Origin of the sequence: Amycolatopsis sp. NBC_01307 (assembly GCF_035975215.1) — a bacterium.
Taxonomy (GTDB): Bacteria; Actinomycetota; Actinomycetes; order Mycobacteriales; family Pseudonocardiaceae; genus Amycolatopsis.
Map to the genome: position 1 here is coordinate 9024386 of NZ_CP108403.1, position 26725 is coordinate 9051110.

At 70.0% G+C, this 26725-nt stretch carries 28 protein-coding genes and 1 tRNA gene; 15 read left to right on the top strand and 14 right to left on the bottom strand.

All coding sequences use genetic code 11. The features are described from left to right. Nucleotides 1–2 precede the first annotated feature (2 nt). The 4 genes from OG439_RS40135 to OG439_RS40150 all read left to right on the top strand — a co-directional run bounded on the left by OG439_RS40135 (nt 3) and on the right by OG439_RS40150 (nt 2682). The gene (locus OG439_RS40135) at nt 3–497 is read left to right on the top strand and encodes a GbsR/MarR family transcriptional regulator (RefSeq protein WP_326945704.1); all 495 of its coding nucleotides are present in this window, start codon (nt 3–5) and stop codon (nt 495–497) included. Nucleotides 498–506: 9 nt separating this feature from the next. Then, nucleotides 507–1184 (top strand): SGNH/GDSL hydrolase family protein, encoded by a 678-nt coding sequence (locus tag OG439_RS40140; protein ID WP_326945705.1) that lies wholly within the window; start codon nt 507–509, stop codon nt 1182–1184. 422 nt (nt 1185–1606) lie between these two features. Continuing rightward, the gene (locus tag OG439_RS40145) at nt 1607–2212 is read left to right on the top strand and encodes an RNA polymerase sigma factor (protein WP_247060070.1); all 606 of its coding nucleotides are present in this window, start codon (nt 1607–1609) and stop codon (nt 2210–2212) included. Next, nucleotides 2209–2682, top strand: coding sequence for a carboxypeptidase regulatory-like domain-containing protein (locus tag OG439_RS40150; RefSeq protein ID WP_326945706.1), 474 nt, complete (start codon nt 2209–2211; stop codon nt 2680–2682). The genes OG439_RS40145 and OG439_RS40150 overlap by 4 nt, the downstream gene beginning before the upstream one ends. Here the strand turns inward: OG439_RS40150 and OG439_RS40155 are convergent. Together OG439_RS40155 and OG439_RS40160 are read right to left on the bottom strand one after the other, a co-directional pair. Beyond that, complete coding sequence (locus OG439_RS40155; protein WP_326951737.1) at nt 2679–3419, bottom strand: polysaccharide deacetylase family protein; 741 nt, start codon at nt 3417–3419, stop codon at nt 2679–2681. The two genes, OG439_RS40150 and OG439_RS40155, sit on opposite strands and share 4 nt — an antisense overlap. A gap of 143 nt (nt 3420–3562) precedes the next feature. Further along, complete coding sequence (locus OG439_RS40160) at nt 3563–4012, bottom strand: SRPBCC family protein (protein WP_247060074.1); 450 nt, start codon at nt 4010–4012, stop codon at nt 3563–3565. Between the two features lie 68 nt (nt 4013–4080). Between OG439_RS40160 and OG439_RS40165 the strand changes: the two genes are divergently transcribed. Then, nucleotides 4081–6048, top strand: coding sequence for an FUSC family protein (locus OG439_RS40165; RefSeq protein ID WP_326945707.1), 1968 nt, complete (start codon nt 4081–4083; stop codon nt 6046–6048). Between the two features lie 23 nt (nt 6049–6071). Further along, nucleotides 6072–6305, top strand: coding sequence for an antitoxin (locus OG439_RS40170; RefSeq protein ID WP_326945708.1), 234 nt, complete (start codon nt 6072–6074; stop codon nt 6303–6305). A gap of 97 nt (nt 6306–6402) precedes the next feature. On the opposite strand, the gene OG439_RS40175 is transcribed toward OG439_RS40170, so the two are convergent. The 3 genes from OG439_RS40175 to OG439_RS40185 are packed head-to-tail and all read right to left on the bottom strand — an operon-like array spanning nt 6403 to nt 9961. Next, the gene (locus OG439_RS40175; RefSeq protein ID WP_326945709.1) at nt 6403–7380 is read right to left on the bottom strand and encodes a prephenate dehydrogenase; all 978 of its coding nucleotides are present in this window, start codon (nt 7378–7380) and stop codon (nt 6403–6405) included. Nucleotides 7381–7406: 26 nt separating this feature from the next. Further along, nucleotides 7407–9419 carry an NADPH-dependent 2,4-dienoyl-CoA reductase gene (locus OG439_RS40180; RefSeq protein ID WP_326945710.1) on the bottom strand — a complete coding sequence of 671 codons (2013 nt, stop codon included), beginning with the start codon at nt 9417–9419 and terminating at the stop codon, nt 7407–7409. After that, nucleotides 9419–9961: a PadR family transcriptional regulator gene (locus OG439_RS40185; RefSeq protein WP_326945711.1), complete on the bottom strand. Its 543-nt coding sequence runs from the start codon at nt 9959–9961 to the stop codon at nt 9419–9421. The genes OG439_RS40180 and OG439_RS40185 overlap by 1 nt, the downstream gene beginning before the upstream one ends. A gap of 104 nt (nt 9962–10065) precedes the next feature. Here OG439_RS40185 and OG439_RS40190 point away from each other — a divergent pair, with 104 nt between their 5' ends. After that, nucleotides 10066–11004: a patatin-like phospholipase family protein gene (locus OG439_RS40190; protein WP_326945712.1), complete on the top strand. Its 939-nt coding sequence runs from the start codon at nt 10066–10068 to the stop codon at nt 11002–11004. Here OG439_RS40190 and OG439_RS40195 read toward each other — a convergent pair. The 3 genes from OG439_RS40195 to OG439_RS40205 form a co-directional block, all read right to left on the bottom strand. Further along, the gene (locus OG439_RS40195; protein ID WP_326945713.1) at nt 11001–11465 is read right to left on the bottom strand and encodes a hypothetical protein; all 465 of its coding nucleotides are present in this window, start codon (nt 11463–11465) and stop codon (nt 11001–11003) included. The two genes, OG439_RS40190 and OG439_RS40195, sit on opposite strands and share 4 nt — an antisense overlap. An 84-nt stretch (nt 11466–11549) precedes the next feature. After that, a complete protein-coding gene (locus tag OG439_RS40200; protein ID WP_326945714.1) occupies nt 11550–12392 on the bottom strand; it encodes an SAM-dependent methyltransferase in 843 nt (280 codons plus the stop codon). Between the two features lie 55 nt (nt 12393–12447). After that, a complete protein-coding gene (locus OG439_RS40205; RefSeq protein WP_326945715.1) occupies nt 12448–12906 on the bottom strand; it encodes a MarR family winged helix-turn-helix transcriptional regulator in 459 nt (152 codons plus the stop codon). 159 nt (nt 12907–13065) lie between these two features. Between OG439_RS40205 and OG439_RS40210 the strand changes: the two genes are divergently transcribed. From OG439_RS40210 to OG439_RS40220, 3 genes are all read left to right on the top strand, one after another. Then, the gene (locus OG439_RS40210) at nt 13066–14028 is read left to right on the top strand and encodes an alpha/beta hydrolase (protein WP_326945716.1); all 963 of its coding nucleotides are present in this window, start codon (nt 13066–13068) and stop codon (nt 14026–14028) included. A 147-nt stretch (nt 14029–14175) separates the two neighbouring features. Then, nucleotides 14176–15384, top strand: a complete 1209-nt coding sequence (locus OG439_RS40215; protein WP_326945717.1) for an alpha/beta hydrolase — start codon at nt 14176–14178, stop codon at nt 15382–15384. Between the two features lie 167 nt (nt 15385–15551). After that, nucleotides 15552–16244, top strand: a complete 693-nt coding sequence (locus tag OG439_RS40220) for a DUF4383 domain-containing protein (RefSeq protein ID WP_326945718.1) — start codon at nt 15552–15554, stop codon at nt 16242–16244. An 18-nt stretch (nt 16245–16262) separates the two neighbouring features. On the opposite strand, the gene OG439_RS40225 is transcribed toward OG439_RS40220, so the two are convergent. Together OG439_RS40225 and OG439_RS40230 are read right to left on the bottom strand one after the other, a co-directional pair. Then, complete coding sequence (locus tag OG439_RS40225) at nt 16263–17258, bottom strand: SCO0930 family lipoprotein (RefSeq protein ID WP_247060090.1); 996 nt, start codon at nt 17256–17258, stop codon at nt 16263–16265. A 161-nt stretch (nt 17259–17419) separates the two neighbouring features. Further along, nucleotides 17420–19066, bottom strand: a complete 1647-nt coding sequence (locus OG439_RS40230; RefSeq protein ID WP_326945719.1) for a class-II fumarase/aspartase family protein — start codon at nt 19064–19066, stop codon at nt 17420–17422. 448 nt (nt 19067–19514) lie between these two features. Here OG439_RS40230 and OG439_RS40235 point away from each other — a divergent pair, with 448 nt between their 5' ends. Then, nucleotides 19515–20252: a TMEM175 family protein gene (locus OG439_RS40235; protein ID WP_326951738.1), complete on the top strand. Its 738-nt coding sequence runs from the start codon at nt 19515–19517 to the stop codon at nt 20250–20252. Here the strand turns inward: OG439_RS40235 and OG439_RS40240 are convergent, their stop codons facing one another. Next, nucleotides 20253–20786, bottom strand: a complete 534-nt coding sequence (locus OG439_RS40240) for a DinB family protein (protein WP_326945720.1) — start codon at nt 20784–20786, stop codon at nt 20253–20255. Between the two features lie 210 nt (nt 20787–20996). Between OG439_RS40240 and OG439_RS40245 the strand changes: the two genes are divergently transcribed. Continuing rightward, nucleotides 20997–21845: a hypothetical protein gene (locus OG439_RS40245; protein ID WP_326945721.1), complete on the top strand. Its 849-nt coding sequence runs from the start codon at nt 20997–20999 to the stop codon at nt 21843–21845. Between the two features lie 18 nt (nt 21846–21863). Here OG439_RS40245 and OG439_RS40250 read toward each other — a convergent pair whose 3' ends face one another. Further along, on the bottom strand, nt 21864–22409 hold the full coding sequence (locus OG439_RS40250) for an AAA family ATPase (protein WP_326945722.1): 546 nt from the start codon (nt 22407–22409) through the stop codon (nt 21864–21866). A 108-nt stretch (nt 22410–22517) separates the two neighbouring features. Here OG439_RS40250 and OG439_RS40255 point away from each other — a divergent pair. Further along, nucleotides 22518–22593: transfer RNA gene (locus OG439_RS40255), tRNA-Lys, on the top strand. Between the two features lie 64 nt (nt 22594–22657). On the opposite strand, the gene OG439_RS40260 is transcribed toward OG439_RS40255, so the two are convergent. Then, the gene (locus tag OG439_RS40260) at nt 22658–23848 is read right to left on the bottom strand and encodes a tyrosine-type recombinase/integrase (protein WP_326945723.1); all 1191 of its coding nucleotides are present in this window, start codon (nt 23846–23848) and stop codon (nt 22658–22660) included. Beyond that, nucleotides 23848–24024 (bottom strand): helix-turn-helix transcriptional regulator, encoded by a 177-nt coding sequence (locus tag OG439_RS40265; protein WP_326945724.1) that lies wholly within the window; start codon nt 24022–24024, stop codon nt 23848–23850. Before OG439_RS40265 ends, OG439_RS40260 begins: the two co-directional genes overlap by 1 nt. Before the next feature lie 476 nt (nt 24025–24500). Here OG439_RS40265 and OG439_RS40270 point away from each other — a divergent pair, with 476 nt between their 5' ends. Both OG439_RS40270 and OG439_RS40275 read left to right on the top strand, forming a co-directional pair. After that, the gene (locus OG439_RS40270; protein ID WP_326945725.1) at nt 24501–26504 is read left to right on the top strand and encodes a hypothetical protein; all 2004 of its coding nucleotides are present in this window, start codon (nt 24501–24503) and stop codon (nt 26502–26504) included. Then, nucleotides 26501–26722, top strand: a complete 222-nt coding sequence (locus tag OG439_RS40275; RefSeq protein WP_326945726.1) for a hypothetical protein — start codon at nt 26501–26503, stop codon at nt 26720–26722. Before OG439_RS40270 ends, OG439_RS40275 begins: the two co-directional genes overlap by 4 nt. Nucleotides 26723–26725: the final 3 nt, after the last annotated feature.

Below are 26725 nucleotides of genomic sequence, written 5' to 3' on the forward strand. Positions count from 1 at the left end.
GGATGACGACGCCTGACACGAAGCGAGATGAAGACGCCGTCCGCCGGTACGTCGAAAGCCTGGCCTTGGTGCTCTCGCAGATCGGGATGCAACGCATGTCCGCGCGGGTGTTCGCGGCCCTGATGACCACGGACGCGGGCCGCCTGACCGCGGCCGACCTGGCCTCCCAGCTGTCGGTCAGCCCCGCGGCCGTCTCCGGTGCCGTGCGCTTCCTGGAGCAGATCGGCCTGGTCGCCAAGGAACGCGAGCCCGGCGAGCGCCGCGACCACTACCGCCTCTTCGACGACCTCTGGTACGCCACGTTCCTCAAGCGCGACCGCATGATCATCATGTGGCGCGACGCGGCCGAGAACGGCATCGACGCGCTGGGCGAAGGTTCACCCGCCGGCGACCGGCTCGCGGAGATGCGGGACTTCCTGTCGTTCATGCTCGAAGAGCTCAACGGGATGTACGAGCGCTGGCACAAGATGCGCGAAGAGAAGAACCGCGCCAGCTAACGTCGAGGCGTGATCCTCCTCCTCGCCGCCCAAGCGGTCTACGTCAAGCGGACGACGCCGCGGCTGCCCGGGGCCGCCGGGCCTGCCGACGGCGTCGTCGCGGGCGCGGGGGAGCCGTTCCGGCTGGCCGTGCTCGGGGAGTCCACAGTGGACGGCGTCGGCGCGGCCACCCACGAAGAGGCGCTGACCGGCTGCCTCGCTCGTGAGCTCGCGCAGGGCGGCCGGGCCGTGCGCTGGCAGGCCGTCGGGCGGACCGGGGCCAACGCCCGGACCGTCCGCGCCGAGCTGGCGCCGCTGGTGGAGCCCGCCGATCTCGTGGTGATCGCCCTCGGCGTCAACGACACGATCGAGCTGCGGACCGCCGCCGGCTACCGCCGTGACCTGCTGGCCCTCGTCGTCGACCTGCGCCGCCGCCTCGGCCCGGTAGACGTCGTCCTCGCCGGTGTCCCGCCGATGGCGCGCTTCCCGTCGCTGCCGCGGCCGCTGCGGGACGTCCTCGCCGCCCGGTCGAGCGCGCTCGACGCGGCGGCCGCCGCCGTGGCGCGCGTTCCCGGCGTCACGCACGTGCCGATGGCGCCCGGCCTGCTCGACCCCGAGGCCTTCGCGCCGGATCGCTTCCACCCGGGTCCGGCGGGCTACGCGCGGTGGGCGCAAACGCTTGCCGGTGCACTCTCGGTGATCAAGTAGCCGCATTCCGTCGATCTTCGGAAATTCTCGAGCATCCGTGTATCTGGCGGTCCCGCCACTGCGTCCTGTGGAGCAGCCAAGCACGGAGATCGGATCGGGCAGGGGGTGCCGGGTTCGGAGGAAAACGCGGTGGCCGGGAGCCGAGGGGGCCCCCGGACGCCGTCGGCCGGGTGCCCTTCGGGGGAGGGGTCATCCGGCGGGGCCCGTTGGGGAGCGGGCCCGTGAGGGAGGGGAGTACCGGTCGGCGCGAGTCCACACGCCTGCGTCGGCCGGTACCTCCCCCGCAGCCGTTGACCGCGAGCGTGACCGACGAACTAAGAGACTTGATGTATCCGAGATCCACCTGCACGCTCCTTCCCCCCGAAGGACCCGCGATACTGCCGAAGCCGACTCGAAGACGTTTCCGAAGAGGGGCAGATACGGTGACCGACGTGCAAACCGCAGAGGTTGATCCTCCTTGGGAGGGCCTGACCGGCGCCGAGCTGCATGCCGCCTGCATGCACGCGGCGAGAGAAGGCGACCGCCAGGCGATGGCCCGCCTGGTCGACGAGCTCACCCCGCTCGTCTGGCACGTGGCCCGGGCCAACGGGCTCGACCGCTCGGTCGCCGAGGACGTGGTCCAGACCGTGTGGCTCGCCCTCTTCAGCCAGCTCGGGAAGCTGCGTGATCCCAAGGCGCTCGCCGCCTGGTTGATCACCACGACCCGGCGCGAAGCGACCCACCCGCACGGCCGCCGCATCCAGCCCGTCCCGCTGAGCGACGAGGTGGCCGAAGCCATGCCCAGCACCCAACCGGCTCCCGAAGACGAAGCCGTCCGCGCCGACCGCGACCGCCGGGTCTGGCGCGCCTTCGTCCGGCTGCCCCACCGCTGTCAGGAGTTGCTCCGGCTGACCGTCCTCGCGGGCCGCGCGGAGTACCAGCTCGTCGCCGAAGCGCTGCGTATGCCGCGCGGCAGCGTCGGACCGACCAGAGGGCGCTGCCTCGACCAGATGCGCGATCTCCTCGCCAGTGAAGGGGGAAGCCGATGAACGACCTCGGGACGCCGGGCGAGGCCTTTTCCGACGACGTGCTCCTGGCCGACATCGGCCGCTTCCTCGACGAGCTGGACCCGCCGCCGGACGACCTCGTGCAACGGGTCCAGTTCGCGCTCGCACTGGAGGACCTCGACGTCGAGGTCGCCCGCTGGGAGCGGCTCGACACGCTCGCCGGCGTGCGCGGCAGCGGCACCGGCACGATCACCTTCACCGTCAGCGACCTCACCGTGATGATCAACCTGACCAAGATCGGCAAGCAGCACCGCATCGACGGCTGGCTCGTGCCGGCCGGCCAGTACGGCGTCGAGGTGCGGGTGGCCGAGCACGGGACGACGTCCACGACCGCCGACGAAGGCGGCCGGTTCGTGCTCGACAACGTGCCGCGCGGGACCACGCAGATCCTGGTGCACCTGGGTGACGTGACGTGCCGCCGGACCGTCGTCACGCCGACCGTGGTGCTTTAACCGAGGAAGTCGGCGAGGGGGACGGGTGTGAGCCCGTCCTTCTTCGCCTGCTCGACGAACGCCGTGTAGTCCTCTTTGAACGTCTTCCGGAAGTGCATCAGCACGATGTCGCCCGGCTTGAGCTTGTCGCCGGCCTGGAACTGGACGTGCCCGTCGTTGACCGCGGCCGTCCACAGCACCGCGACGCGCATCCCGCACGCGGCCGCCGCGCGCAGGGTGTTGTGGTCGTAGTTGCCGAACGGCGGCCGGAACAGCACCGGCCGGACGCCGAGGCCCTTCTGGAAGTCGTCGGCGTCGTCGCAGATCTCCTTGCGCTGGAACTCGAACGGCTTGCCCTTGAGGTTCGGGTGGTCGACCGTGTGGTCGCCGAGCGTCGCGCCGGTCGCGTCGAGGATCTGCTTGAAGTAGGCCTCGTGGCCCTTCACGTACTTCTGGTTCAGGAACAGCACCGGGTGCGTGCCGGACTGCTGCATCAGCTTGAGCGCGTCCGGGTCCTTGACCGCGCCGTCGTCCATCGTGAGGAAGACGTACGGCTTGTCGGTGCTGATCTTGCGGACGACCTGGACTTCGCCGTTCGCCGCGGCGGGCGCCTTCTGCTGCACGGTGCCGAACGCGTAGGGCCCGGCCGGCGTCGAGCCGGGGCCGCCGCCGGGCGCCGGGTTCGGCTGGCTGGGCTCGGGCGGCGCCGGCTGGGCGCTCGAACACGCTGCGAGCGTCAACACCGCCGCGGCCACCACTGCTGTCACTCGTCCGTGTCGCTTTTTGCTGAACATCCCCACGTCCCCCTTTCACGCGGTAGTCGAGGACTACCCGAAAGGGTGACGCGGGGGTGGGGCGCGAAGTTGCGTCAAACGATCTTGTGTGGCCTGGCGCACCCAGGTCAGTGCCCGGTTTCGGCCGCCTTGACCAGCTTCGCCGAGAACAGCCGGATGACGTTCTTCAGGCCGGCGGCCAGGATCGGGCCGCTGCCGCGCACGGGCTCGGTGAACGAGCCGGTCCAGCGCAGGTGCGTGCCGCCGTCGACGGTCGGGGTGAAGAACACCTCGGCCCGGTAGTCCTTGATCGGGTTGTTCCCGAAGAACGTGTAGACGTGCCGGCGGTCCTGCTCGTACTCGACGGTCTCCTCCTTGATCAGCACCGGCCACAGGCCGACCGCGCGGACGGCGCCGACGCCGTTCGGCTCGTCGGTGCCCTGCCGGGCCCAGCTCGCCTGGATGATCAGTGGTTTTCCCCACTCCGCCCAGCGCGGGCCGTCCGCCTCGCGCGCGAACAGGGCCGCCGGCGGCGCCGTGCTCGTGCGGTTGACCTCGAAGGAGTACTTGCGGCCCACCGGAACCTCCCGCGTTGTTGACAGGTTGATAATTAAGCGTTCCCGGCAGCGTAGGTCAAGATGGGGGCGTGAGCACGCCGCGTCCCGACATCGCCGCGCCGCACTGGCTCGTCCAGCTGCTGCGGAGCAAGCCGGTCCCGGTGCCCTGGAACATGGTCGCCCGGGCCGTGCTCGCCCTCGCCGTCCCGCTGGGCGTGGGCTTCGCGGCGGGCGACATCGCCGTCGGCGCCCTGATCTCGACCGGCGCCCTGCCCGCCGTGCTGTCCGAGTCCGCCGGGCCGTACCGCTACCGCGCGCGACGCCTGGGCGGCGCGACGCTCGCCGCCACCGCCGGGTACGTCGTCGGCCTGCTGACCGGCGGCACACCGGCGCTGTCCGTGCCCGCGGTGATCCTGGTCGCCGCGGTGTCCGCGCTGATCAGCGCGGCCGGCAGCAACGCCTCGGTCGCCGGGCTGCAGATGTTCGTGTTCTGCGTGCTCGGCACCGGTCAGCACGCGACCGGCGTCCGCGTCGAGATCCTGCTCGGCTACTTCTGCGTCGGCGCCGCGTGGAGCCTGCTGGTCGCGCTCGTCACCTGGACGGTCCGCGCGACCAGCGCCGAACGCAGCGCCGTCGCGCACGTCTACGTCGAGCTGGCCGCGATGCTCTCGGCGACCGACGAAGCCGTCTCGCGGGTGGCCCGCCACCGGCTGACCACGGCCATGAACACCGCCTACGACCAGTTGCTCACCGCGCGCTCGTGGCTCTCCGGCCGCGACGCCGCCTACCGGCAGCTGCTCAACCTGCTCTCGGCGACGACCCCCGCGGTCGAGGCGTCGGTGGCGCTGGTCAACGCCGGCCGCCGGGTGTCCGGCGACGTCATCGACCACTTCGTCGCGCTGTCGGCCGCGGTGCTGGCGAGCCAGCCGCTGCCCGAGCCGCCGCCGGAGCCGGCCGACGACGCCGACCCGCTGCGAGCCGCGCTCTACGCCGGGCTGGTCCGGATCGGGAAGGGTGACGACCGGAAGCGCCGGGAGCAGGCGCCCTGGTACCGGCGCCTGCGGGACTGGGTGCGCTCGCTCGCGTCCGGCCCGCTGACCTGGATCGCCGCCCTGCGGCTGACGCTGTGCGTCGCGATCGCCGAGGTCGTCGGCCTGCTCGTGCCGCTGGAGCGGTCCTACTGGCTCACCCTGACCGTCGGCATCGTGCTGAAGCCGGACTTCGGCTCGGTCTTCGGCCGCGCGGTGCTGCGCGGGATCGGCACGGTCGTCGGCGTCGGGATCGGCGCCGCCGTGCTGGTCGCGGGCGGGCGCGGCTGGATCCTGGTGGCGCTGATCGCGATCTTCGCCGGCGGCGTCGCGGTCGGGAAGGTGCGCAACTACGGCATCCTCAGCGCGTTCGTGACGCCGTTGATCATCCTGCAGATGGACCTGGCGAACACCGCGAGCTGGGACGTCGTCGTGGCCCGGCTGGTCGACACGGTGCTGGGCTGCGTGATCGTGCTCGTCTTCGGGTACCTGCTGTGGCCCGGCAGCCGTCGTCCGCAGGTCGGCGGCCGGCTGGCCGACGGGCTGGACGCCGTCGCGAAGTACGTCGAGTGCGCGCTGGTCGAGGCCTCGTCGGGCGACGCGCGGCTGGCGCGGTCCCGGGCCCGGCGCGGCGCCTACCGGGCCCTGGCCGACCTGCGGACGGCGTTCCAGCAGGTCGTCGTCGAGCCGTCGGCCAACGGCCGCCAGGCGGTGGCGTGGTGGCCGGTGATCGCCGCGCAGGAACGCGTCGCGGACGCCGTCACCGAGGTCGGCGTGACGATCGGGCGTGGGGTGGCGCCGCCGTCGCCGTCGGACGTCGAGCTGCTGACCACCGCGATCGAGGAGCTGGCGGCGTCGATCCGCGAGCAGCGGACGCCGGAATCGGTGCCGCTGCCCGACAGCGAGCAGCTGGCCGGCGTGGTCGACCAGCTGGAGTCGGCGTTCGACGCCGTCCGCGGGCCGGACCTGGTCGAACACACGCCGTTGCGGCTGGTCAGGCGGTTTTTGCCCTACCACAGGCGTACGTGACACGAGTGCTGTTCAATGCACTCATGGGAATCGACTTCGACGCGTTGAAGGGCAAGGCCGAAGACGCCTTGCGGGAGCACAACGACAAGATCGAGCAGGGCCTCGACAAGGCGGCCGACTTCGCGAAGTCGAAGTTCGCCGGCCACGACTCGCAGATCGACGGCGGCGTCGAGAAGGCGAAGGACTTCCTCAACAAGTTCGACAACACCCCGGACAACCCGCCCCCGGCTACCCCGCCGGCCCCGCCCGCTCAGTAGGTTCCCAAGTCCGTGAATGCCACATTGAGGGCCTTAGTGTCCGTGAATGTGGCATTCACGGACTCACCGTCCCTGAATGTGGCATTCACGGACTTTCCTACTGGACCTCGCCGGTCGCGACGCCGTCCGCGAGGCCGGTGATCCGGCCGCCGCGCTCGCCGAGCGCGATCAGGCCGTCCCGCGCGTCCGGGGCGGCCAGGCTGATCCGCACGCCCGCCCGCTCGGCGTCCAGGCCGGCCGCAAGCGCTTGCGCGCCTTCGTGTCCCGCGTTGATCGTCGCCGCCAGGCCGCCGGTCGAGGCCAGCGAACCGCGCGCGGCGCCAAGCCGGCCGAGGGCCTCGTCGACGATCGGGAGCAGCGCGTCCCGGTTGCCCTCGGTCATCGCGCGCACCAGGTGCGGGTTCGATCCCGCGACGCGCGTCCCGTCGCGGTAGGAGCCGGCCGCGAGCGACATCGCCAGCGGGCCGCCTTCGGCGCCGATGGTGGCGAGGATCGCGGCGAGCAGGTGCGGCAGGTGGGAGATCCGCGCGACGGCTTCGTCGTGCGACTCCGCGGGCAGCGGCACGACGTGCGCGCCGAGGTCGAGCACCAGCTGCGCCACTTCGGCCCACGCTTCGAGGTCCGTGTCGTCCTCGACGCCGACCACCCACGCGGCGCCCCGGAACAGCGCGGCGTCGCTGGCCAGCCAGCCCGAGTGGGACGTCCCGGCCATCGGGTGCCCGCCGACGTAGCGCGTGTACGGCACCCGGCGGCGGACGGCGTCGAGCACCGGCGCCTTGACGCTGGTGACGTCGGTGAGCAGGCAGTGCGACGCGTGCTGGGCGACCAGGCGCAGCAGGTCTTCGACGGCCGGCAGCGGCACGGCCAGCACGACCAGCGCGTCGTCCGCGGCGGCCCGGTGGAGCGCGGCCTCGACGTCGGTCGTGACGTCGAACCCCGCTCTGCTCGCCGCGTCGGCGTCCACTTCGGAAACCGCCGCTCCCCACGCCGTGCGGCCGCTCGCGGCCGCCGCGCGCAGCAGCGAACCGCCGATCAGCCCGAGCCCGATCACGCATACGTCTCGCACGGGGTTCATCCTGCCAGTGCCGGACGCCTCCCGGGCTACAGCGCGGCCGCGAGCCGCGTGCCCTGGTCGATCGCGCGTTTCGCGTCGAGTTCGGCGGCGACGTCGGCGCCGCCGATCACGTGCACCGGCCGCCCGTGGTCCCGCAGCTCGTCGGCCAGTGCGCGCACGGGCTCCTGACCGGCGCAGACGACGACCGTGTCGACTTCCAGCAGCCGCGCCCGGCCGTCGACGGTGATGTGCAGACCGGCGTCGTCGATGCGGTCGTAGGTGACGCCGGGGATCCGTTCGACACCCTTCGCCTTCAGCGCGGCGCGGTGCACCCAGCCGGACGTCTTGCCGAGCCCGGAACCGATCCCGGACTTCTTGCGCTGCAGCAGGTAGACCTGCCGCGGCGACGGCTCGGGCTTCGGCTCGGCCAGGCCACCGGGCGCGTGCTCGGGATCGGTGACGCCCCATTCGGCCATCCACGCGTCGAGGTCGAGCGCGGGGGAGCCGAGGTGCGTGAGGAACTCGCTGACGTCGACGCCGATCCCGCCGGCGCCGATCACCGCGACCCGGTCGCCGACCGGCTTGCCGTGCCGGACGACGTCGACGTAGGACAGCACCTTCGCGTGGTCGATGCCGGGCAGCGACGGCACCCGCGGCGTGACACCCGTGGCCACCACGACCTCGTCGAAGTCGGTCAGGTCCGCCGCCGTGACGCGCGTGCCGAGGTGCAGCTTCACGCCGGTCACCTCGAGGCGCCGCTGGTAGTAGCGGATCGTCTCGGCGAACTCCTCCTTGCCGGGGATCTTCCGCGCGATGCCGAACTGGCCGCCGATCTCGTCGTCCGCCTCGAACAGCTCGACCCGGTGCCCGCGCTCGGCGAGCGCGGTGGCGGACGACAGCCCGGCGGGCCCGGCGCCGACGACGGCGATGTGCTTGACGCGCCGCGTGGGGGTGAGCGTCAACGTCGTCTCGTGACCGGCGCGCGGGTTCACCATGCAGGACACGAGCTTGCGCTTGAAGGCGTGGTCGAGGCAGGCCTGGTTGCAGGCGATGCACGTGTTGATCTCGTCCTCGCGGCCGCTCTCGGCCTTCCGGATCCACTCCGGGTCGGCGAGGAACGGCCGGGCCATCGACACCAGATCGGCGTCGCCACGGGCCAAGGCCTCCTCGGCGACCTGCGGCATGTTGATCCGGTTCGACGTCACCACCGGGATCCCGACGTGCGGCTTGAGCTTCCCGGTGACCCAGGTGAACGCGGCGCGCGGCACCGACGTGACGATCGTCGGCACCCGGGCCTCGTGCCAGCCGATGCCGGTGTTGATGATCGTCGCCCCGGCGGCTTCGACGTCCTTCGCGAGCGCGACGACGTCCTCCCACGGCTGGCCGCCGGGCACCAGGTCCAGCACCGAAAGCCGGTAGATGATGACGAAGTCGTCGCCGACCTTCTCGCGCGTCCGGCGCACGATCTCGACGGCGAACCGGCGGCGCTTCTCGGCCGTGCCGCCCCAGGCGTCGGTGCGCTTGTTGGTGCGCTCGGCCAGGAACTGGTTGATCAGGTAGCCCTCGGAGCCCATGATCTCGACGCCGTCGTAGCCCGCTTCGCGCGCGAGAGCGGCGCAGTCGGCGAAGGCGCGGATCTGCTGACGCACGCCGTAACCGGTCAGCGCGCGCGGCCGGAACGGGTTGATCGGCGCCTTGCGGCTCGACGCGGACACGCTCAGCGGGTGGTAGGCGTAGCGGCCCGCGTGCAGGATCTGCAGCGCGATCTTGCCGCCGGCCTCGTGCACCGGCGCGGTGAGCTGCCGGTGCTCGCGCGCCTCGGCGGCCGTCGTCAGCTTCGAGGCGAGCGGCAGCAGCCAGCCGGTGCGGTTCGGCGCGAACCCGCCGGTGACGATCAGCCCGACCCCACCGCGGGCGCGCTCGGCGTAGTACTCGGCCAGCTCGGGGAAGTGCGCGGCCTTGTCCTCCAGGCCGGTGTGCATCGACCCCATGATCACGCGGTTGCGCAACGTCGTGAAGCCGAGGTCCAGCGGGGCCAGCAAGTTCGGGTAGTCGGTCATCAGGCGTCCTTCTCGTGGTGGAGAGCAGCGAGAACTTCGTCGAACCACTCGACCTGGCCCTCTTCGACGCGGATGCCGCCGCGCAGGACCAGGTACTGGTGCAGGTGCCGGCCGTGGAGGGCGCCGGGCGCGGGGAAGTCGCGCTTCTCGATCTGGCGGTAGACGTCGAGGCGTTCGGCGTGCGCGGAGCGGTGCCGGACGATCTCCGCCGCGACGGCGCCGGGATCCCCGAAGCTCGCGCCGCGGATCTTCACCGCGAGTTCGACGGGCCCGGCCGACGGGTCCGGCTCGCTCAGCCAGCGGACGAGCTCGGCGCGTCCGCCTTCGCCGACCGTGTAGACCTTCTTGTCCGGCCGCCCCAACTGCGCGACGACGTCGACGGCGACCCAGCCGGCCTCTTCCATCCGCTTCAGCACGCGGTAGATCTGCTGGTGGGTGGCGCTCCAGAAGAGCCCGATCGACTTCTCGAACCGGCGCGTCAGCTCGTAGCCCGAGCCGGCGCGCTCGGACAGTGAAACGAGGATCGCGTGCTCCAGTGCCATCCTCTGAGAGTCCTATGCAACGAGTTGCAGTGCAACGAGGCGCTCATCACTTCACCCGCGCGAGTGAGGCAAATCGGGTCGACGAATCGCCGTAAAAGACCAGGATGGGAGGAGTGCACCCGGTACTCGAACTGATCTCCGAACGGCTGGCGACCGGCAGTGTCCCGGGCGAACGCACGGACGGCCGGCGCCTCGCGCTGGCCATCGAGGGCGGCAGCAGCCGCGGCACCTACTCGAGCGGGATGGTCCTGGCGCTGGACGAACTGGGCGTCACGCCCGCGTTCGACGCCGTCTACGGCTCGTCGGCCGGCGCGCTGAACGGCGCCTGGCTGCTCTGCGGCCGCTCTTCGACCGGCGTGCGGACCTGGTGGAACCCGGTGGTCATGCGCCGGATCATCAACCCGCTGCACACCCTGCGCGGCCGCGCCGTGATCGACCTCGAATACCTCGTCCACCAGGTCTATTCGGTGCTGGAGCCGATGGACTTCCCGGCGATCCTGGCCAATTCGGTGACGTTCCACCCGCTGGCCACCGACGCCGACACCGGCGAGTCCACCGACCTGCACCCCTTCCTCGACGACGTCGACGCGATCAAGGTCGCGCTCGCGGCGTCGTCCTGCATGCCGGTGCTGGCCGGGCCGCCGATCCCGATGGCCGGGCGCCGGTTCGTCGACGCCGGGGTGGCCGAGCCGATCCCGTTCCGCACCGCGCTCGCCCAGGACGCCACGGATGTGCTGGTGCTGCGCACCCGCCGCATGGACGAGCTGCCGGTGCGGCCGCCGCGGGTGCAGGACGTCGTCGTGCCGCGGTTCCTGCGCCGCCAGGCGCCGGGCACGATCACCGCCTGGCACGACACCTACCGCCGCGACGTCGAAGACGAGGAGATCCTCGCGACCGACCCGCGCATCCTCAGCGTCCGGCCGCCGATGGGCGCACCGGACGTGGCGGTGCTGGAACGCGATCCCGAGGTCCTGCACAAGGCCGTCGACCTGGGCAAGAGCGCCGTCCTCGACGTCCTGGAAGGCCTGCGCGAAGCGTCCTAGACGCGCACGGCGTGGTTCGCGCGCGACTGGACGACCAGCCGCTGCGTGCCCAGCGAAACGGCCAGGTAGAGCAGGATCGACGCGCTGCCCAGGCCCTTCGCGCTGCTGTCGATCAGCGCGTCGAGTCCGATGTGGACACCGATCCCGGCCAGCCACAGCACGATCGTGAGCCAGGTGCCCTGGCGGAACAGCTGCCCGTCCTGGCGCCAGAGCCGCACGGTGTACCCGCGGACCACGCCGAACCCCGCGGCCAGCACCAGGCTGCCGACGAGCAGGCCGATCACCAGGGCCGTCGACGACGCGGACTTGAAGAACGAGCTCAGCTGGAGCACCCCGAGCACCAGCAGGATCAGCAGCACGGTCGGCTTGCGATCCTCCCGGACCGGGCGCTTCTGCGTCTGGCGCCACAGGATCCAGGCCACGACGACGATTCCGATGAGGATGTTGACCGAGCTGTTCACGAGCGTCCCTTCCGCGGTGCGTGGACACCACGGTGCTCGCGCCGGCGCCCCGGAGCGTCAACCCGGGGGTGGAAGCCGGGTGGATCAGGGCTTGCGGGCGATGCCGCCGATCACCCGCGACTCGGACGGCGAACCGGCGAACACGGTCTGGTCGTCCGGGTGCCACGCCGGCGCGTAGACGAGCCCGGGCTCCAGCATCGGCCAGCCGCCGAAGAAGCGCTCGAACTCGGCCATCGGCCGCAGGAACCCCGGGTTGGTCGTGGTCTCGTAGTACTCGAGCAGGTCGATCAGGGCCTGCCGCTCGTCGTCGTTGACCGGGTTCTCGTTGGTCATCTGCGACAGCACCAGCAGCGACCCGGGGGCGAGCTTCCGGCGGTAGAAGGCGAGCAGCCGGTCGGGGTTCCGGTCGTCCTTGATGAAGTGCATGACGGCGTTGATCACCAGGGCGACCGGCTGCCGCACGTCGATGATGGCCGAGGCGGCCACCCGCTCCCAGAGGTCTTCGGGCTGCAGGAAGTCCGCCGCGATCGCGTGGTGGCGCTCCGGGTCGGCGGTGTCGGCGAGCAGCAGCGTCGAGTGCGCGAGCGCGATGGGCTCGTTGTCGATGTAGAGCACGCGGGTGTCGAGCTCGTCGCGCGTCTCGTCGGCGACCTCGTGCACGTTGCCCGCCGTCGGCAGCCCGGAACCGATGTCGACGAACTGGCGGATGCCGGCGCGCACGCACTCCCGCACGGCGCGGCCGAGGAACTGGCGGCTGGTCAGGCAGTACTCGCCCATCAGCGGCAGCCGGGCGCGGACCTTCTCGGCGAACGCGCGGTCGATCGCGTAGTTCGTGTTCCCGCCGATGAAGTAGTCGTAGATCCGGGCGGCGGAGGGCCGGTCGAGACTGCTCTCGACGGCCTTGAGCGCGTCGTCGTGGTTGATCATTCGCGTCCCCTGCCTGCTTCGTGGCCCATGCTAACCACCCAGGCCGACGCCTTGATCACGCCGGGGACAACGCCTCCCGATAGGCGTTCACGGACGCCGTCAAACGGTCGAGTTCGCCGCGCATCCGGGCGAGTCCGGCTGCGTCGAGGCCCATCGCGTCGCCGATCGCGTCCGGGACGCCGACGGCCTTCTTTCGCAGCGCCTTCCCGGCGTCGCTGAGGCTGACCATGACCGCGCGCTCGTCGTCGACTTGCCGGTTGCGCAGCACGAGCCCGGCCGCGTGCAGCCGCTTGAGCAGCGGCGACAGCGTGCCGGAGTTGAGGTTCAGCTCGGCGCCGAGCTCCTTGACCAGGCGGTCGTCCTGCTCCCAGAGCGCCAGCATCACGAGGTACTGGGGGTAGGTCAGGTCGAGCTCCGCGAGGACGACCCGGTACAGCGACGTCACCGCGCGGGACGCCGAGTAAAGGCCGAAGCAGAGCTGGTCGTCCAGGCGCAGTGAGCCGTTCTCCGTCATGGCGGCCTCCTCTCTCGTAACTCTCCATGGTCCCCGATCGGGTGGTGCGTGGCAACTTAAGTGCCCCTGATCTCATTGAGCGTCATTAAGTTGTGCACAACTCAGTTGAGAGCTACCTTTAAGTCATCAGCTTGCTCCACCCGCCCCGAGGAGGCAGAGATGACCGCCAACCCGCACCACATCGCTCTGGAACCGGCCGCGCAGGCGTTCGCCGAGGCCACCGACCAGCCGCCGTACCTGTTCCAGCTGCCGCCGGAGGAAGGTCGCAAGGCCGTCGACGGCGTCCAGGACGGCGAGATCGCCATGGCCGCCGCCGAGATCGAGGTGCTGACCGTGCCCGGCGGGCCGACCGGTGAGGTCGAGACCCGGATCGTCCGCCCCGCGGGTGTCGAGGGTCCGCTGCCGGTGATCGTCTACGTCCACGGCGCGGGCTGGGTCTTCGGTGACTTCCACACCCACCAGCGCCTGGTGCGCGAGCTGGCTGTCGGGACCGGCGCGGCCGTCGTCTTCCCGGAGTACGACCGCTCGCCGGAGGCGCGCTACCCGGTCGCCATCGAGCAGAGCTACGCGGTGGCGAAGTGGGTCGCCGAGCACGGGGCCGAGAAAGGGCTCGACACCACGCGCATCGCCGTCGCCGGCGACTCGGTCGGCGGGAACATGACCGCGGCGCTCACCATCCTCGCCAAGCAGCGCGGCGACGTCACCTTCCGGCAGCAGGTGCTCTTCTACCCGGTCACCGACGCGAACTTCGACACCGCGTCGTACACGGAGTTCGCCGAGGGCTACTTCCTCGCCCGCGAGGGCATGAAGTGGTTCTGGGACCAGTACACGACGGACCCGGCTCAGCGCGCGGAGATCACCGCGTCCCCGCTGCGCGCGTCCCTCGAGGAGCTCGCCGGGCTGCCGCCGGCCCTCGTGATCACCGGCGAGGCGGACGTCCTTCGCGACGAAGGCGAGGCGTACGCGGCGAAGCTGCGTCAGGCCGGCGTGCCCGTCACGGCCGTGCGGTACCAGGGGATCATCCACGACTTCGTGATGGTGAACTCGATGCGCGAGACGCACGCCGCCGAAGGCGCGATCACGCAGGCGATCTCCGTGCTGTCGCGGGCTTTCGCGAAGTGAATTCCTGAGAGAGCGCTGAGTGCGCGAGGCGTTGCGGCCCTATGACGGAACTCACAGGGCCGCAACGCAGGTGGTGGGTCAAACGTGCTATATACGCGAGTCCCGTTGTCCGGGCGCGCGTTTTGCCCGCCTGGAAGGACCCGTCCCATGCACCTGAGCAGCATCCGGCTGGACTCGCCGGTCAACATGATCATCGTGGTCGTGCTGACGCTGCTCGCGATCATCGCGGTGCCGTGGTTCTGGGACCGCTGGAAGCGCAAGCGGCTGTGGCGCAGCGCGACGATCCTGCTCGCGGTCGTCCTCCTGGTCGTCTCCACCGGCATGGCGGGCAACATGATCGGCGGGTTCTTCCCGACGGTCGGCTCGCTGCTCGGCACCGGCGTCTACTCCGCGCCGGGCACCGACGCCGAGGCGGCGCAGAACGGCGAGGACCTCGAGAAGCTGCGGGACACCGCGGTGGCGCACGCCCGTGAGGGCAAGGGCACGGTCGTCCACATGAAGGTGACCGGGCGCCGGACCAAGATCACCCGCGACGTCACCGTCTACCTGCCGCCGCAGTACTTCGACGCGGGCTTCAAGGAGCTCAAGTTCCCGGTGGTCGAGTGGATCCCGAACTACCCGTCCGGCCCCGAGGTCGTCACCGCCGGCTACCACCTGCCGGAGCAGCTGGACGCGGCGATCGGCAAGCGCGTGCTGCCCCCGACGGTGGTGATCGTGCCGGACCCGACCGGCGTCCCGAAGGTCGGCCACGACACCGAATGCGTCGACGAGGTCAACGGCACCGCGAACGACACCTACCTGACCGCGGACCTGCGGGACTGGGCGCTGCAGAAGCTCGGCGCGGCGCCCGACCGCCGGGCCTGGACGATCGCGGGCTGGTCGTCCGGCGGGTACTGCGCGATGAACCTCGTGACCCGGCACCCGCAGTGGTACGGACAGGCGGTCAGTGTCAGCGGCTACGACAAGGCGCAGGTCGATTCCGAGACCGAGGACCTCTTCCACGGCCGGCAGGACATCAACGACGCCAACAACGTCCGGCTGAACGTGCGCCTGCACCCGTCGCCGGTGGACATCCTGGCCATCGCGGGCGACAAAGAGAGCTACGAAAGCTTTGCGATCGACCAGATCCGCAACGCGGCCCGGCCGCCACTGCGGTTTTCGTCGTGGAAGATCCCGGATGCCGGGCACAACATGAACACCTTCAAGTCCCAGATCCCCGACGTCCTCGCGTGGATCGGCGCGCACAGCACGGCTCCCGGCCCGGTCGGCCGACAGGTCGAGACCACTGGCGGCGTGCAGCCCTGGCCGTTGCCGCGTTCGGGCGCGCGCGGCGCGCTCGCCGACACCGACCAGTAGCCGTTCACCGTCCACTGAGGACGGTCCGGCGATTTCCGACATCGTTGTCATCGGTGTGGGGCCAGTGATCGGACGTCTGGGGGTTTTCGCCTCGTTTCGCGCACAGTGGTCGCGGGGTACCTGGGTGCGGTGACAGTCGTCACCACATGCTGGGAAGGACTGGAGTCATGGCTCACGCGAAAGGCGCACGCATCCGGGTTCGCGGCCTGCAGCCGGCGCAGGTACTGGCCGGACTGGCCGGGATCGCGTTCATCATCGTCGGCATCATCGGATTCACCAGGACGGGCGTCGGGAACTTCGCCGGTCACCACGACGCCGGGTTGTGGCGGTTCTCCGGCAATCCCCTGACCAGCCTCGTCCGCGTCGTCACCGGCGTGGTCGGCCTGCTGCTCGCGTTCGGTTCGGGCCGCGCCCGGACGTTCGGCTGGCTGCTGTTCATCGGTTACGGCGCCCTGTTCGTGTGGGGCCTGATGATCGACGGCCTCATCTCGAACAACCCCTTCGCCAACGCCGGCAACCCGATGGACCTCGGCCCCGCCGACACCTGGCTGCACCTCGGTGTCGCCGCGCTCGGTCTGCTGATCGCCGTCCTGCCGGCCCGCCGCACCATTCTCGTGCCCGAGGAAGACGAGGTGGCCGACGAGCCGACCGTCGTCGAGCAGCGCACCGACCGTGTCGTCGACAACGACCGGGTGACCGAACGCGTCCCGGTTGTCGAGGGTTCCGCCGCCGACCGCGACCGCGTCGCCGTCGCGGACACCGAGGCGCCCCGTCGTCGCCGGCCGTTCCTGCGTCGTGACCGCAACGAGCAAGGCCCGGAAGTCGCTCGTGAAGAGCGTCCGCCGGGCCTCGCGCACTAGATCAGTGGGTTCGGGTGGTCAGTAGCTGTAGCCACCCGAGTCGCTGGAGCTGCTGCTCCCCGTACCGCCGCTGCTGGCCGGAGCCTGGCTGGTGGCGGCGGTCGCGGGGTTGGTGCCGAGCTTGCAGCCGGCGGGCTCGATGACGAACCAGGTGCCGTTGACGCCCATGCCGTTCGCGTCGCCCGGCTTCAGGTCCTTCGAGAAGGTGTAGACGGGCCAGCCGCCGATGGTGACCTGCTCGGTGCCGTCCGCGCGCTTGATGCTGCCGAGCAGCTTCGAGTCGATGCCCTGCAGTTCGACCTTGCCGTTGGAGAGCACCGGCGGCCAGGTCTTCTGGCAGTCGCCGTTGCAGGCGGACGTCTTGGCCTTCTTGGTGTCCTTGGTGAACAGGTAGAGCGTCATGCCGTTCTGGTCGGTGATCGCGTCGCCGAGGCCGTCGATCTTGGTGGCGCTGAGCTTCACGACGCCGGCTTCGGTGCCGGTCCCGGTCGCGGCCTGCTGGCCGGCCTTGCCACCCTTGGCGTTCGAGGCGTACCAGGCGCCACCGACACCCTGGCCGGTCGCGTCGCCGGCCTTGGCGTCCTTGGCGTAGCGGTAGAGCGCCCACCCGCCGACGGTGATCTGCTCGGTACCGTCGGTCCGGGTCACCTTCCCGACGAGGCTCTTGTCGACGCCTTGAACCTGGACGTCCCCGGTGGCCAGCATCGGCGGCCAGGCCTTGGCGCAGTCACCGTCGCAATTGGACTTCGGCGGCTTGGCCGTGTCCTTGTCGAAGCGGTAGAGGGTCATGCCGTTCTGGTCGGTCAGTACCTGGCCCACAGCGGCGACATCGGCGACGACGAGTTTCGACTCGTTCGACGCCGGGGCCGCGTTGCCCAGCTGGCCGCCGCCGGTGCCACCAGCCGCCGCCGGAGCGATGACGGGCTGTGCGGTTTCGGCGCCCGAGCAAGCGGTGAGCACTGCCAGCCCGGCTGCCGCAGCGGCGACGGAGACGGCGATGCGCGTGCGAAGCATGGAAGTTCTCCTTGTGTCCGTTGGGATTGTCCGCCGCTCGGTGCGGCTGCCTGATACCCACTACACGGACACTCCACGGAGGCGGTTCAAAGTATTTTCACGAACCTTCCGACGCAGGTCGGGCCCCTGAGCCCGCCCACGCGACCAGGTGAGGTCCGCTATTACGCGTCGCTGCCCGCGGCTTTGTCGGCCGTCGTGGCTGCAGCTTTGCCGCCCGCGTCCGCTGCGTCGCCCGCCGGTTCGCCGTCGCCCAGGGCACGGTCGACCAGCGTGGCCGCCGCGCCGGTGTATCCGGCCGGGTCGAGAAGGCCGTCGAGCGCCGCCGGGGTGAGCACACCGGTGATCGCAGGCAGCTCGTCCAGCACCTCGCGCAACGGCCGGTCCTCACGAACCGCGCGCTGGGACGCCTCACCGAGCAACTCCTTGGCCGCCGCCTTCCCAAGTAGCGGCGAGAGCACAGCCGACAACCGCTCGGAAACGATCAGCCCATGCGTCGACGCCAAGTTGTCCCGCATCCGCTCAGGCAGCACGGTCAACCCCCGCGCCAACTCGACGGCCGTGTAAGCAGCACCCCCGGTCAGCCGCAGACACTCCCGGACGAGCTGCCACTCGGCATGCCAAACCCCGGCCGAACGCTCATCCTCAGCCAGCATTGACTGCGTGACCCCAGCAGCGAGCACGGGCACCTGCAGCGCGGCAGAGCGGATCAATGTCGCCAGCACCGGGTTGCGCTTGTGCGGCATCGCGGAAGACCCACCCCGCCCAGACGCGGCCGGCTCAGCGACTTCCCCCAGCTCGGTCCGGGTAAGCGTCTCGACGTCGACCGCCAGCTTCCCCAACGCACCGGCCGTGAAGGCCAGCGCACCGGCAAGGTCCACAACGGGCGTCCGCAGCGAGTGCCAAGGCAGCACAGGTGCGGCCAACCCGGTCTCCTCGGCGAAGGCCGCAGTCAGCCGCTCCGCATACCCGCCGTCGACCGCGCTGACGCCCGCAGGCTTGGTGCCCGCAGCCCCGCCGCCGGCCACGCTCGCGTCAGCGAGTCCAGCGTCGGCAGGCACGCCAGCGGCCGGCACCGCACCGGCAGTCCCGGCACCGGCAGGTCCAGCGTCGGCGGGCACGCCAGCGGCATGCCCGCCGTTGTCAAGCCCTCCGTCAGCACGCTCGGCGTCGGCGAGACGCGCGTACTCGACGTACGCCGCCAGCGTTCCGGCCGCGCCACCCAGCGAGACCGGCAGCCCACCGTCCAGCACGCGCCGGACTCGGGCCGCCGCATCCAGCACCAGCCGGCGCCAGCCCGCGGCCTTGAGCCCGAACGTCGTCGGCACGGCGTGCGCCGTCAGAGTGCGGCCGGCCATGACCGTGTCCCGGTGCGCACGGGCCAGGTCGGCCAGCGCCTCAGCCGTGGCGTCGAGGTCGTCGGCGAGCGGACGCAGCGTCCGGTCGGCGACCAGCATCATCGCGGTGTCGAAGATGTCCTGGCTGGTCGAGCCACGGTGCACGTACTCGGCGGCGTCGGGCGCGATCGCGCCAACGGCCGACGTCAGCGCCTTGACCAGCCCGACGACGGGGTTCGCGGTCGCCCGCGACCCCCGCGCCAGCTCGACGACGTCGATCCGAGCGTTGCCCGCAGCCTCGGTGATCGCATCCGCGGCCGCCGAGGGCACGGTGCCGAGCCGAGCCTGCGCCCTCGCCAGCGCCGCTTCGGCATCGAGCATGGCGCGCAGCCAGGCTTCATCACCGGTCGACGTCTCAGCCGGAGTCCCGGCCCGCACCGGAGACAACAGCCCGGAATCAGGGTCGACGGTCATAGCGCCAGCATCGCACGCATCCGACCTCCCGCCCGGCAGGGCAGTCACCCGAAGGCGCGACCATGCCTCGCCTCGCTGGGCAGGTCAGCCGAAACGCGAGCGTGCCTCGCCTCGCCAGCCGGTCAGCCGAGACGCGAGCGTCGCTCGCCAGGCCGGTAAGCCCGAAGGCGCGAACGTGCCTCGCCAGGCCGGTAAGCCCGAGGGCGCGGCCATGTCTCGCCAAGCCGGTGAGCCGAGAGCCAGAGCGTGCCTCGCCAGGCGGTGAGCCGTCGGCGGGAGCGTGCCTCGCCGGGCAAAGCCAGCCGAAGCCGCGGGCGCGCCTCACCAAGGCGAGTCGCCGTCACCGTGGGCCACCGAGCCGCGTCAGCCGGAGGCGAGTGGGCTCACCGAGGCGGCCCAGCCGGAGGCGAGTGGGCTCACCGAGGCGGCCCAGCCGAAGAGCGTGGGCATGCCTCACCCAGGCAGGTCGTCCGGTGACGCGACGGTGGCTTACCGACCGCGTCAGTCGACCTCCGCCGCTGTCGTCCGGTCGCGTCTGGCACGCTCTCCGTCCATGAGTGACGCCACACCCGGCGAAGACACCGCCGCCGCATCCGAGGAACGGTTGTTCGCCGCCGAGCGGCTCGTCTTCTTCTCCGACGCCGTCGTGGCCATCGCCATCACCCTGCTCGCGCTCGAGCTGCCGCTGCCGGAGGGCATCACCGGCACCGAGCTGCTGCGCTCACTCGGCGATCACAAGTCCGAATACGTCTCCTTCCTGATCAGTTTCGCCGTCATCGGCGGCCACTGGCGTGCCCACCACCGCCTGTTCGAGCACGTCACCACGGTGAACGCCGGCCTGATCAGGATCAGCTTCAGCTGGCTGCTGATGCAGGTGATCATGCCCTTCGCCACGAAGGTGATCGGCGGAGACGGCGCGTTCGAATTCCGCTTCGTCTTCTACGCCATCGTGCAGGTCATCGCTATGTCCGCGTTCCTCCTGATGGTCTGGCAGATCCAGCGTCACCACCTGTACCGCACGGACACCCCGCCGGAGCTCTTCGGCAGGACTTACCGCGGGTCCGGCGTGATGATCGCCGCCTTCGCCGTGTCGATCCCGGTCGCGTTCTTCACGCAGTGGGCCTACGCCTGCTGGATCGTCGTTCCGCTCGTGTCCGGTCTCCTCCTTCGGTTTCGCAAAGCCTGATCACTCGCCCGTCACGCCGTCGACCCGTTCGCGGATCAAGTCGGCTTGTCCACAGTGGCGCGCGTACTCGCCGACCATCCGCAACATCAGCCAGCGCAAGGTGAACGGCGTGCCGGTGCTGATCCGGGTGCCGGTCGAGTCCACTGTGCTCGCCGCGACGATCGCCCGTGACCGCTCGCATTCGGCGTGCCACAGGGCGAACGCCTCTTCGACGTCGCCATCCAGCACGGTGAACTCGAAGTCCGGGTCGTCGTCGGAGGTGTAGAGGTTCGGGACGTCCTCGCCCGCGAACTGGATCCGGAACCACCACCGTTCAACGCCGGTGAGGTGCCTCAGCAGCCCGTGCAGCGACAGCGTCGACGGTGATACCGAGCGCTCCGACAGCTGCGCCGGAGCCAGGCCGGCGCACTTCAGCTCGAACGTGCGCCGGTAGTAGTCGACGGTCTCGGTCAGAGCCTGCAGCTCGCCCGCGACCTGGGTCAGCTCGGTGCGCTCACCGGTGAGCCGCCTCCCGTAGACGATGTGTTCGGTCATGTGCGGAGCGTGCCAGAGGGGTACGACAATTTCGGTTCGCGGCGGCGGCCGGTGACCAGGCAACGGCCGATAAGCCCAGTTCAGACACGGTTTCGCGGACCCGGTAACGAATCTTCGGGAGCGGCGATCTGATCTTCGTCACCTGCTGCGCGGTACCAGTCCCCACCGGTCGGAGCGGCACCCTTCGGTTCGGAAACAGGAGAACAAACTATGGAGCGAACCGGTCGAAGAGCCGCCGTTCTGGCCGCGCTGGCCGCGGCGGTCATGCTGGCGGCACCCGCGGTCGCGTCCGCGGCCCCGCCCGCCAGCGCGATCGACGTCAGCGACACGAGCCTCCACGCCGGCGACACGTTCACGGTCACGGAGCAGCTCTACAACCCGACCGACTTCACGGTCACCGGGGCGAAAGCGGCGGTCTACACCAAGGAAACGCCGATCGTCGACCTGGTGGACCTGGTGTCGTGCACCGGTTCGATCGCGCCGTGCGGGCCGTACTTCAGCAGCTACCGCGGCGGTGTCGGTGACCTGGGCCCGGGTGAGAGCGGGTCGGTGACGTTCACCTTCAAGGTCAAGGACGACGCCGCCGGCGGCCAGTTCACGCTGCAGCACCAGTTCGCGGGCGACAACTACGCGTTCGGCGTCGAGGACGGCCCGGCCGTCACGATCACGGCGGCGCCGAAGGCCGACGTCAAGGTCGCGCTGACGGCCACCCCGCGCATCGGCGTGTTCGCCCGCGTCGACTACGTGGTCACGGCCTCGAACACCGGCCCGGCCTCGGCGACCGGCGTCCGCGTGACGGTCAACCCGGGTGCGAACCGCTCGGTCGTCTCGACGACCGGCTGCACCAAGACCGGCGCGACGCTGAGCTGCACGATCGGCACCCTCGCCCCGGGCGCCTCGGCGACGGCCAAGTTCACGTCCGAGGGCGGCATCCTCGCCTGGGGCGCGTTCACGGCCACGGCCCAGCGCGCGGCGAGCACCCCGGCCGACCCGAACACGGCCAACGACGTGGCATCGAAGAAGTGCACGGCGTACACGGGCCTGTACGTGACGTGCTGATCCGTCCATAAGGGAGCGTCAGAGCGCGAAGTTCGCCGTGCGGCCCCGGTGCCGCACGGCGGACGCGGTCTCCTCGACGCTCTGTTCCGAAGTGTCCAGCACGAACCGCTCGAGCTCACCCAGCGCGGCGAACGCGCCGTGCATCCCCTTGATGGGCTCGACCTCGGTGAGCTCCCGGCCTTCACGAGCGGTCCCGCGCGCGAGGGTCACTTCCAGACTCGGTCGTAGAACGACGTAGAACAGGTCCAGACCGTCCCGCTTGGCGGCGTCGCGAAACGGCTGAAGAGCCCACGGCCCGACGATGCCGTCAAGGACGACGTCATAACCCCCACGGGCGTAGCCACAGGCGGCGTCGGCGAGCACACCGAGCACGACCTCGTTCTGCCGCGCGGCTTCGGGCAGGTACGGCGGCACGAACCCGGTCCGGATCCAGACGTAGAAGCTGTCGGTGTGCAGGTGGACGGTCGGCCGCGCCGCCCCCGCGGCGACCGACTGGGCAACGGTGGACTTCCCGGCCCCGGGCGGCCCGGTGAGGATCAGCAGCGAACCGGCGTCATCAGGCATGGACGCCATCATGAGCACCACCGCCGGCCAAGACCAGTCTTGACCTTCCAGGCGGCCTGATCCACCCGCGGAGGGCGGCTGAGCGGGCCCCGGCTAAGCTGGTAGCACGGGCCGTTAGCTCAATTGGTAGAGCTGCGGACTTTTAATCCGTAGGTTCTGGGTTCGAGCCCCAGGCGGCCCACCAAAATGCCCAGGTCAGTGACTTGCGCTCGATCGGATCAAGATCATCCGGCCGGAATACTCCCGGTTTACTGGTTCGGCCTCAGGGTCGATCCGAGCGCATCCGCACCCCGGCGGCTAGCCGTGCCGCGCCCCATGTACACGTCCTGAGTCATCGACGGATGCGCATGCCCGAGGATGTCGGCAATCTGGCGAGCGGTCAGGCCGGCGTCGTCGAGCAGGGTGGCGACCGTCTTGCGGAAGGTCCGGAAGGTCACCCACTCGTAGCCGGCGCGAGCCACGAACGGGCGCCATGCGCGGTTGCGCACGTTGGACGCTTCGCGGACCGTGCCGGTGCTGCTGGGGAAGATCGGTCCGTCGAGGTTCTTCGCGGTCGCCCGGCGCTGAACCAGCATCGCAACGCACCAGTCCGGCAACGGGATGTCGCGGTCCGCGTTCAGGGTCTTGCCGCGGTTGAGGACTTTGCCACGGCCCTTCGCGCGAATGACGTTCCCAGCCATGACCAGCAACCGGCGTTCCTCGTCGAAGTCCGGCCAGTGCGCCGCGAGCCCTTCCCCGGTCCGTTCGCCCGTGGCGAGGAACAAGCGCGCCAGGTCCGGCAGGTCTTCCGCAATGGCCGCTTGGTCGGTGTCCAACTTGCTCAGCAAGTCGATGGCCTCGTCGGCGGTCAACGCGCGTGGCTTCGCCCGCTGGTGCTTGGCCTTCTTGCTCTCCAAACGGCCGATCTCCCGTACGGGGTTCGCGTCGAGGGCGCCGTGGCGGACGGCGAACGCGGAGAGCCCGGACAGGATGGCGCGAACGGTTTTTGCTGAGCTGATGCTGGACTCGTCGCGGACACGCCGGCACAGGCGGTCGAACGCCGGCACGCCCACCTTCGGGTTGTCGACCTCCCGCATCCGCAACTCGCCGACGGCCGGGACGACGATCGTCTCGAACCGGTTCCGGTAGGTGTCGATGGTGCCCCAGCTCTTGTAGTTCTTCTCGGCATCCTTCTCGAGTTCGAGAAGCCACTTCCGCCCGACCTCGGTCAGCCCGGACTCCGAGGTGACTTCCTGTTTGGCGTCCACAGGAGCCACCCAGTCGCGAATGGCCTCCTTTAGCCGGATCTCCGCTTTCGTGGCGGTCGAGCCGAATCGGGCAACCTCGTACGTCCTGCCGTCGAAGTCTCGGTAGAGGCACCGTGCGCGGAAGCTCCCTGGGGACTCCTCGATCGTCCGGATCTTGCCGTGTGTGCCGATCGGCAGCGGCGGGCGGCCCATCAGGCGGTCCCCTGGGCTTCGATCCAGGCGTCGACGTCCTCGGGGCGGTAGCGGACGTACTTGCCGATCCGGCGGCCGGCGGGGCCGTAGCCCTTGGTGCGCCACTTGTACAGGGTGTTGATCGGAATGCCGAGGTGCTCGGACAGGTCCTCAATGGACAGAAGTCGACTGCTCATCGGGTTCTCCTTTCGGCTTTTCTTGCGGTCCAACGAATTCAGGTTCGTGAGCTGAACGAATGAGACTGCTGAGCTCGTCTTTAGCCGAGCTGAACTCATCGATACAGAATCGAACTCATGTTCGAGTAGTCCTCGCAGCTTGCCCTGGGAATCGCCGCGATCGGACCCCGTTGCGTGGGCCGTCGGCGAACGGGCGTATAACTTCACTTGACGCGACATCCGCGTCGTGAGGTTCCGCACTCAAGGGCACGCAGACCCATGAGGCGGTGTGGATGACCCAGTGAGGAATACGGCTTGCGAGCCGACTCCCGGAGGTCGTCCCGACGTCACGGCAATGGATTTCGAGCCGCTCCAAGTGCGACGGGCAAAGATCCGCTCAAGCGAGGAAGCGAGGGTCGGCTGCGTTCCCGGCTCCCGCGTGGACTATCCGCGGGATGCGAGTGCCCCCGTGGCGGGAAAACAGCAGGAGTAGCACGATGGCTTACCCGAACACCCCTCCGACGAGCGTCGTCGGAGAAGAGACCCGGATGTTGCGCCCGGTGCGCACCTTGCCGGATCTGCCGGACCCCAGCATCAACCGCGCCCTCAGCCGGGCGGCGCGCAAGCACCTCGGCATGGGCGACCTGGGGGCGGGCGCGATGTCGTCCTTCTGGGTCAACCCGGAAGAAATTCTGCCGCAGGTGGCCAACCCCCAGCGGATGCGGATCACCGGTGGCGAGCTGCGCTACCTCAGGGGACTCGCCTGGATGGGCCGGCTGATTCCCGACCCGGCGAACCCGCGGAACGCGAGTTCCTACCCGTACCAGCTGGCTCTGTCGACCGGAACCATGGACGTCCTTAGCTTCGAACGCGTCTCCGCGCCGCGGCCCCTGAGCCCCGCCGAACTCCAGATCGACGCCGCGACGCGTGGCGACCTCGCCAGGCAGCTCGACGACGCGATGAACAAGACCCGCGAGGCCAACGACCTGCACCCGCCGATCGGTGAGCAGGGCATCATGGACGCGCCCTTCGGCATCATGACCCAGGTCAACTTCGGTGACGGCTCGAAGTCGATTGCCTATCCGATCATCCGCGAGGGCTCCAGCCGGGCCAGCCACGCACTCGAACTCCTCGGTCTTAGCGCCGACGACATTCTCTACACGCTGTCGAAGGGCGCTACGTCGATCCGTGAGCTGATCGAATCGGTCAACAAGGCGGTGAGGTCGCCGGGGCCTGTTCCGGACAACGAGCTCGCCAAGGCCCGGGTGGCCACTGTGGAGTTCATCCTGATCGTCGGGTTCGATCCCGACGAGGGAGACACCCCCGATCTCGGCGCTGCGGTCAAAGCGAAAGTTGCGCAGGAGCACATCAACGTCAAGACCGACTGGAAGCCGTCCGACCGGGACGCGACCATGGCAGACGACTGCCTCGCCTCTGCGCTCAGCAGCGGTGTAATCACCATCGACGAACACCGCTGGCTCACGGGCGACATGCCCCGGGACGAAGTGGAAACCCTCGGTCTCGCAGAGAACCGCGAAGATCGCTTTGCCCAGCTGATCTATCTTTTCGCCACTTCCGAGCCGAAGGTGCACCGGGCGATCCGGCAGCCGATCGCGTTCGTGCTCGCCCGCGACACCGTGCGCGCCGGCGTCCAGGTCAGGCGCAAGTCGAAACTGCCCCTGGCTGTCGAGCTCACGGCCCGCGAACTGCGCTTCGGTGACAAGAAGCTCAAGGTCGCCGTCGACAAGATCACCAAGGTCATGGCCAGCGGAGCCCTGATCGCCGGAAAGCACCTGACCCGACCGAGCGGCCACGACGTCGAGGACCTCGAAGAAGACGCCCTCGCCGAACTCGCGGAGGACGACGGCCTGCCCGGCCCGGCCGGGATCGAACTGGCCCTCCGCGCGCTCTACTACGGCGCGTACCACGGCACCTTCCGAATCCCGCGGAACGACCTCGGGCGCAACGCCGACCGGCGCCAGGTGCACCACGTTCTCCAGGACATGCTCGGCACGGAGGTGGGAATCCGGCAGCTCGGACGCATCATTGAAGACGGCCGGGACGGGGATGCACCGGTCGTGATTGACGCCGACGGCGAAGTCCAGAACGGCTCCGATGGAGAGCCTGCGCCCCTGACGGACGATGATATCCGCTACAAGCTGTACCCCCGAGGTGCGAACGGTGGCGGCGGTTCTGACGACCCGGTCGAATCTATCCAGCTGAAGATCCGCAAGGCCGTGAAGGAACTGCACGCCGACTTCGACATGCTCGAAGCGGCGGACAGCGGCCGCGCTCAGCGGGACGGGCTCCCGCCCCGCCGGGGAAAGTACCTCGTGGAGGGTCTGGAAGAACTCCGGCAGCGGGCGAACAACCTCTTCATGATCGGCCTGTCCAAGGCGACTCCCGCCGAACTTGCGCAGCTCGCCAGTGGCGCCCCCGTGCACGCCACCGAGGGTGACGGCGAAGACTCGGACGCGGCGGACGACGGCGAGCAGGGATGAGTACGCCGCGGAAGGACCACATCGACCAGCGCCTCCTCGTCCTCTGGATCAGCGTCATCGCCATGCTCTCCCTCTTCATGAGCGGGATCGTTGGCCTGCTGGCCTGGGCTGGGGGTGTCAAGCCCCCGACGGCGATCATCAGCGGCGGTGGCGCCTTCGTGATCGTCATGACGCTCGGGCTGGCGATCCTCAACACCGTCTGGCCGAAGGGGCGCTAGCTG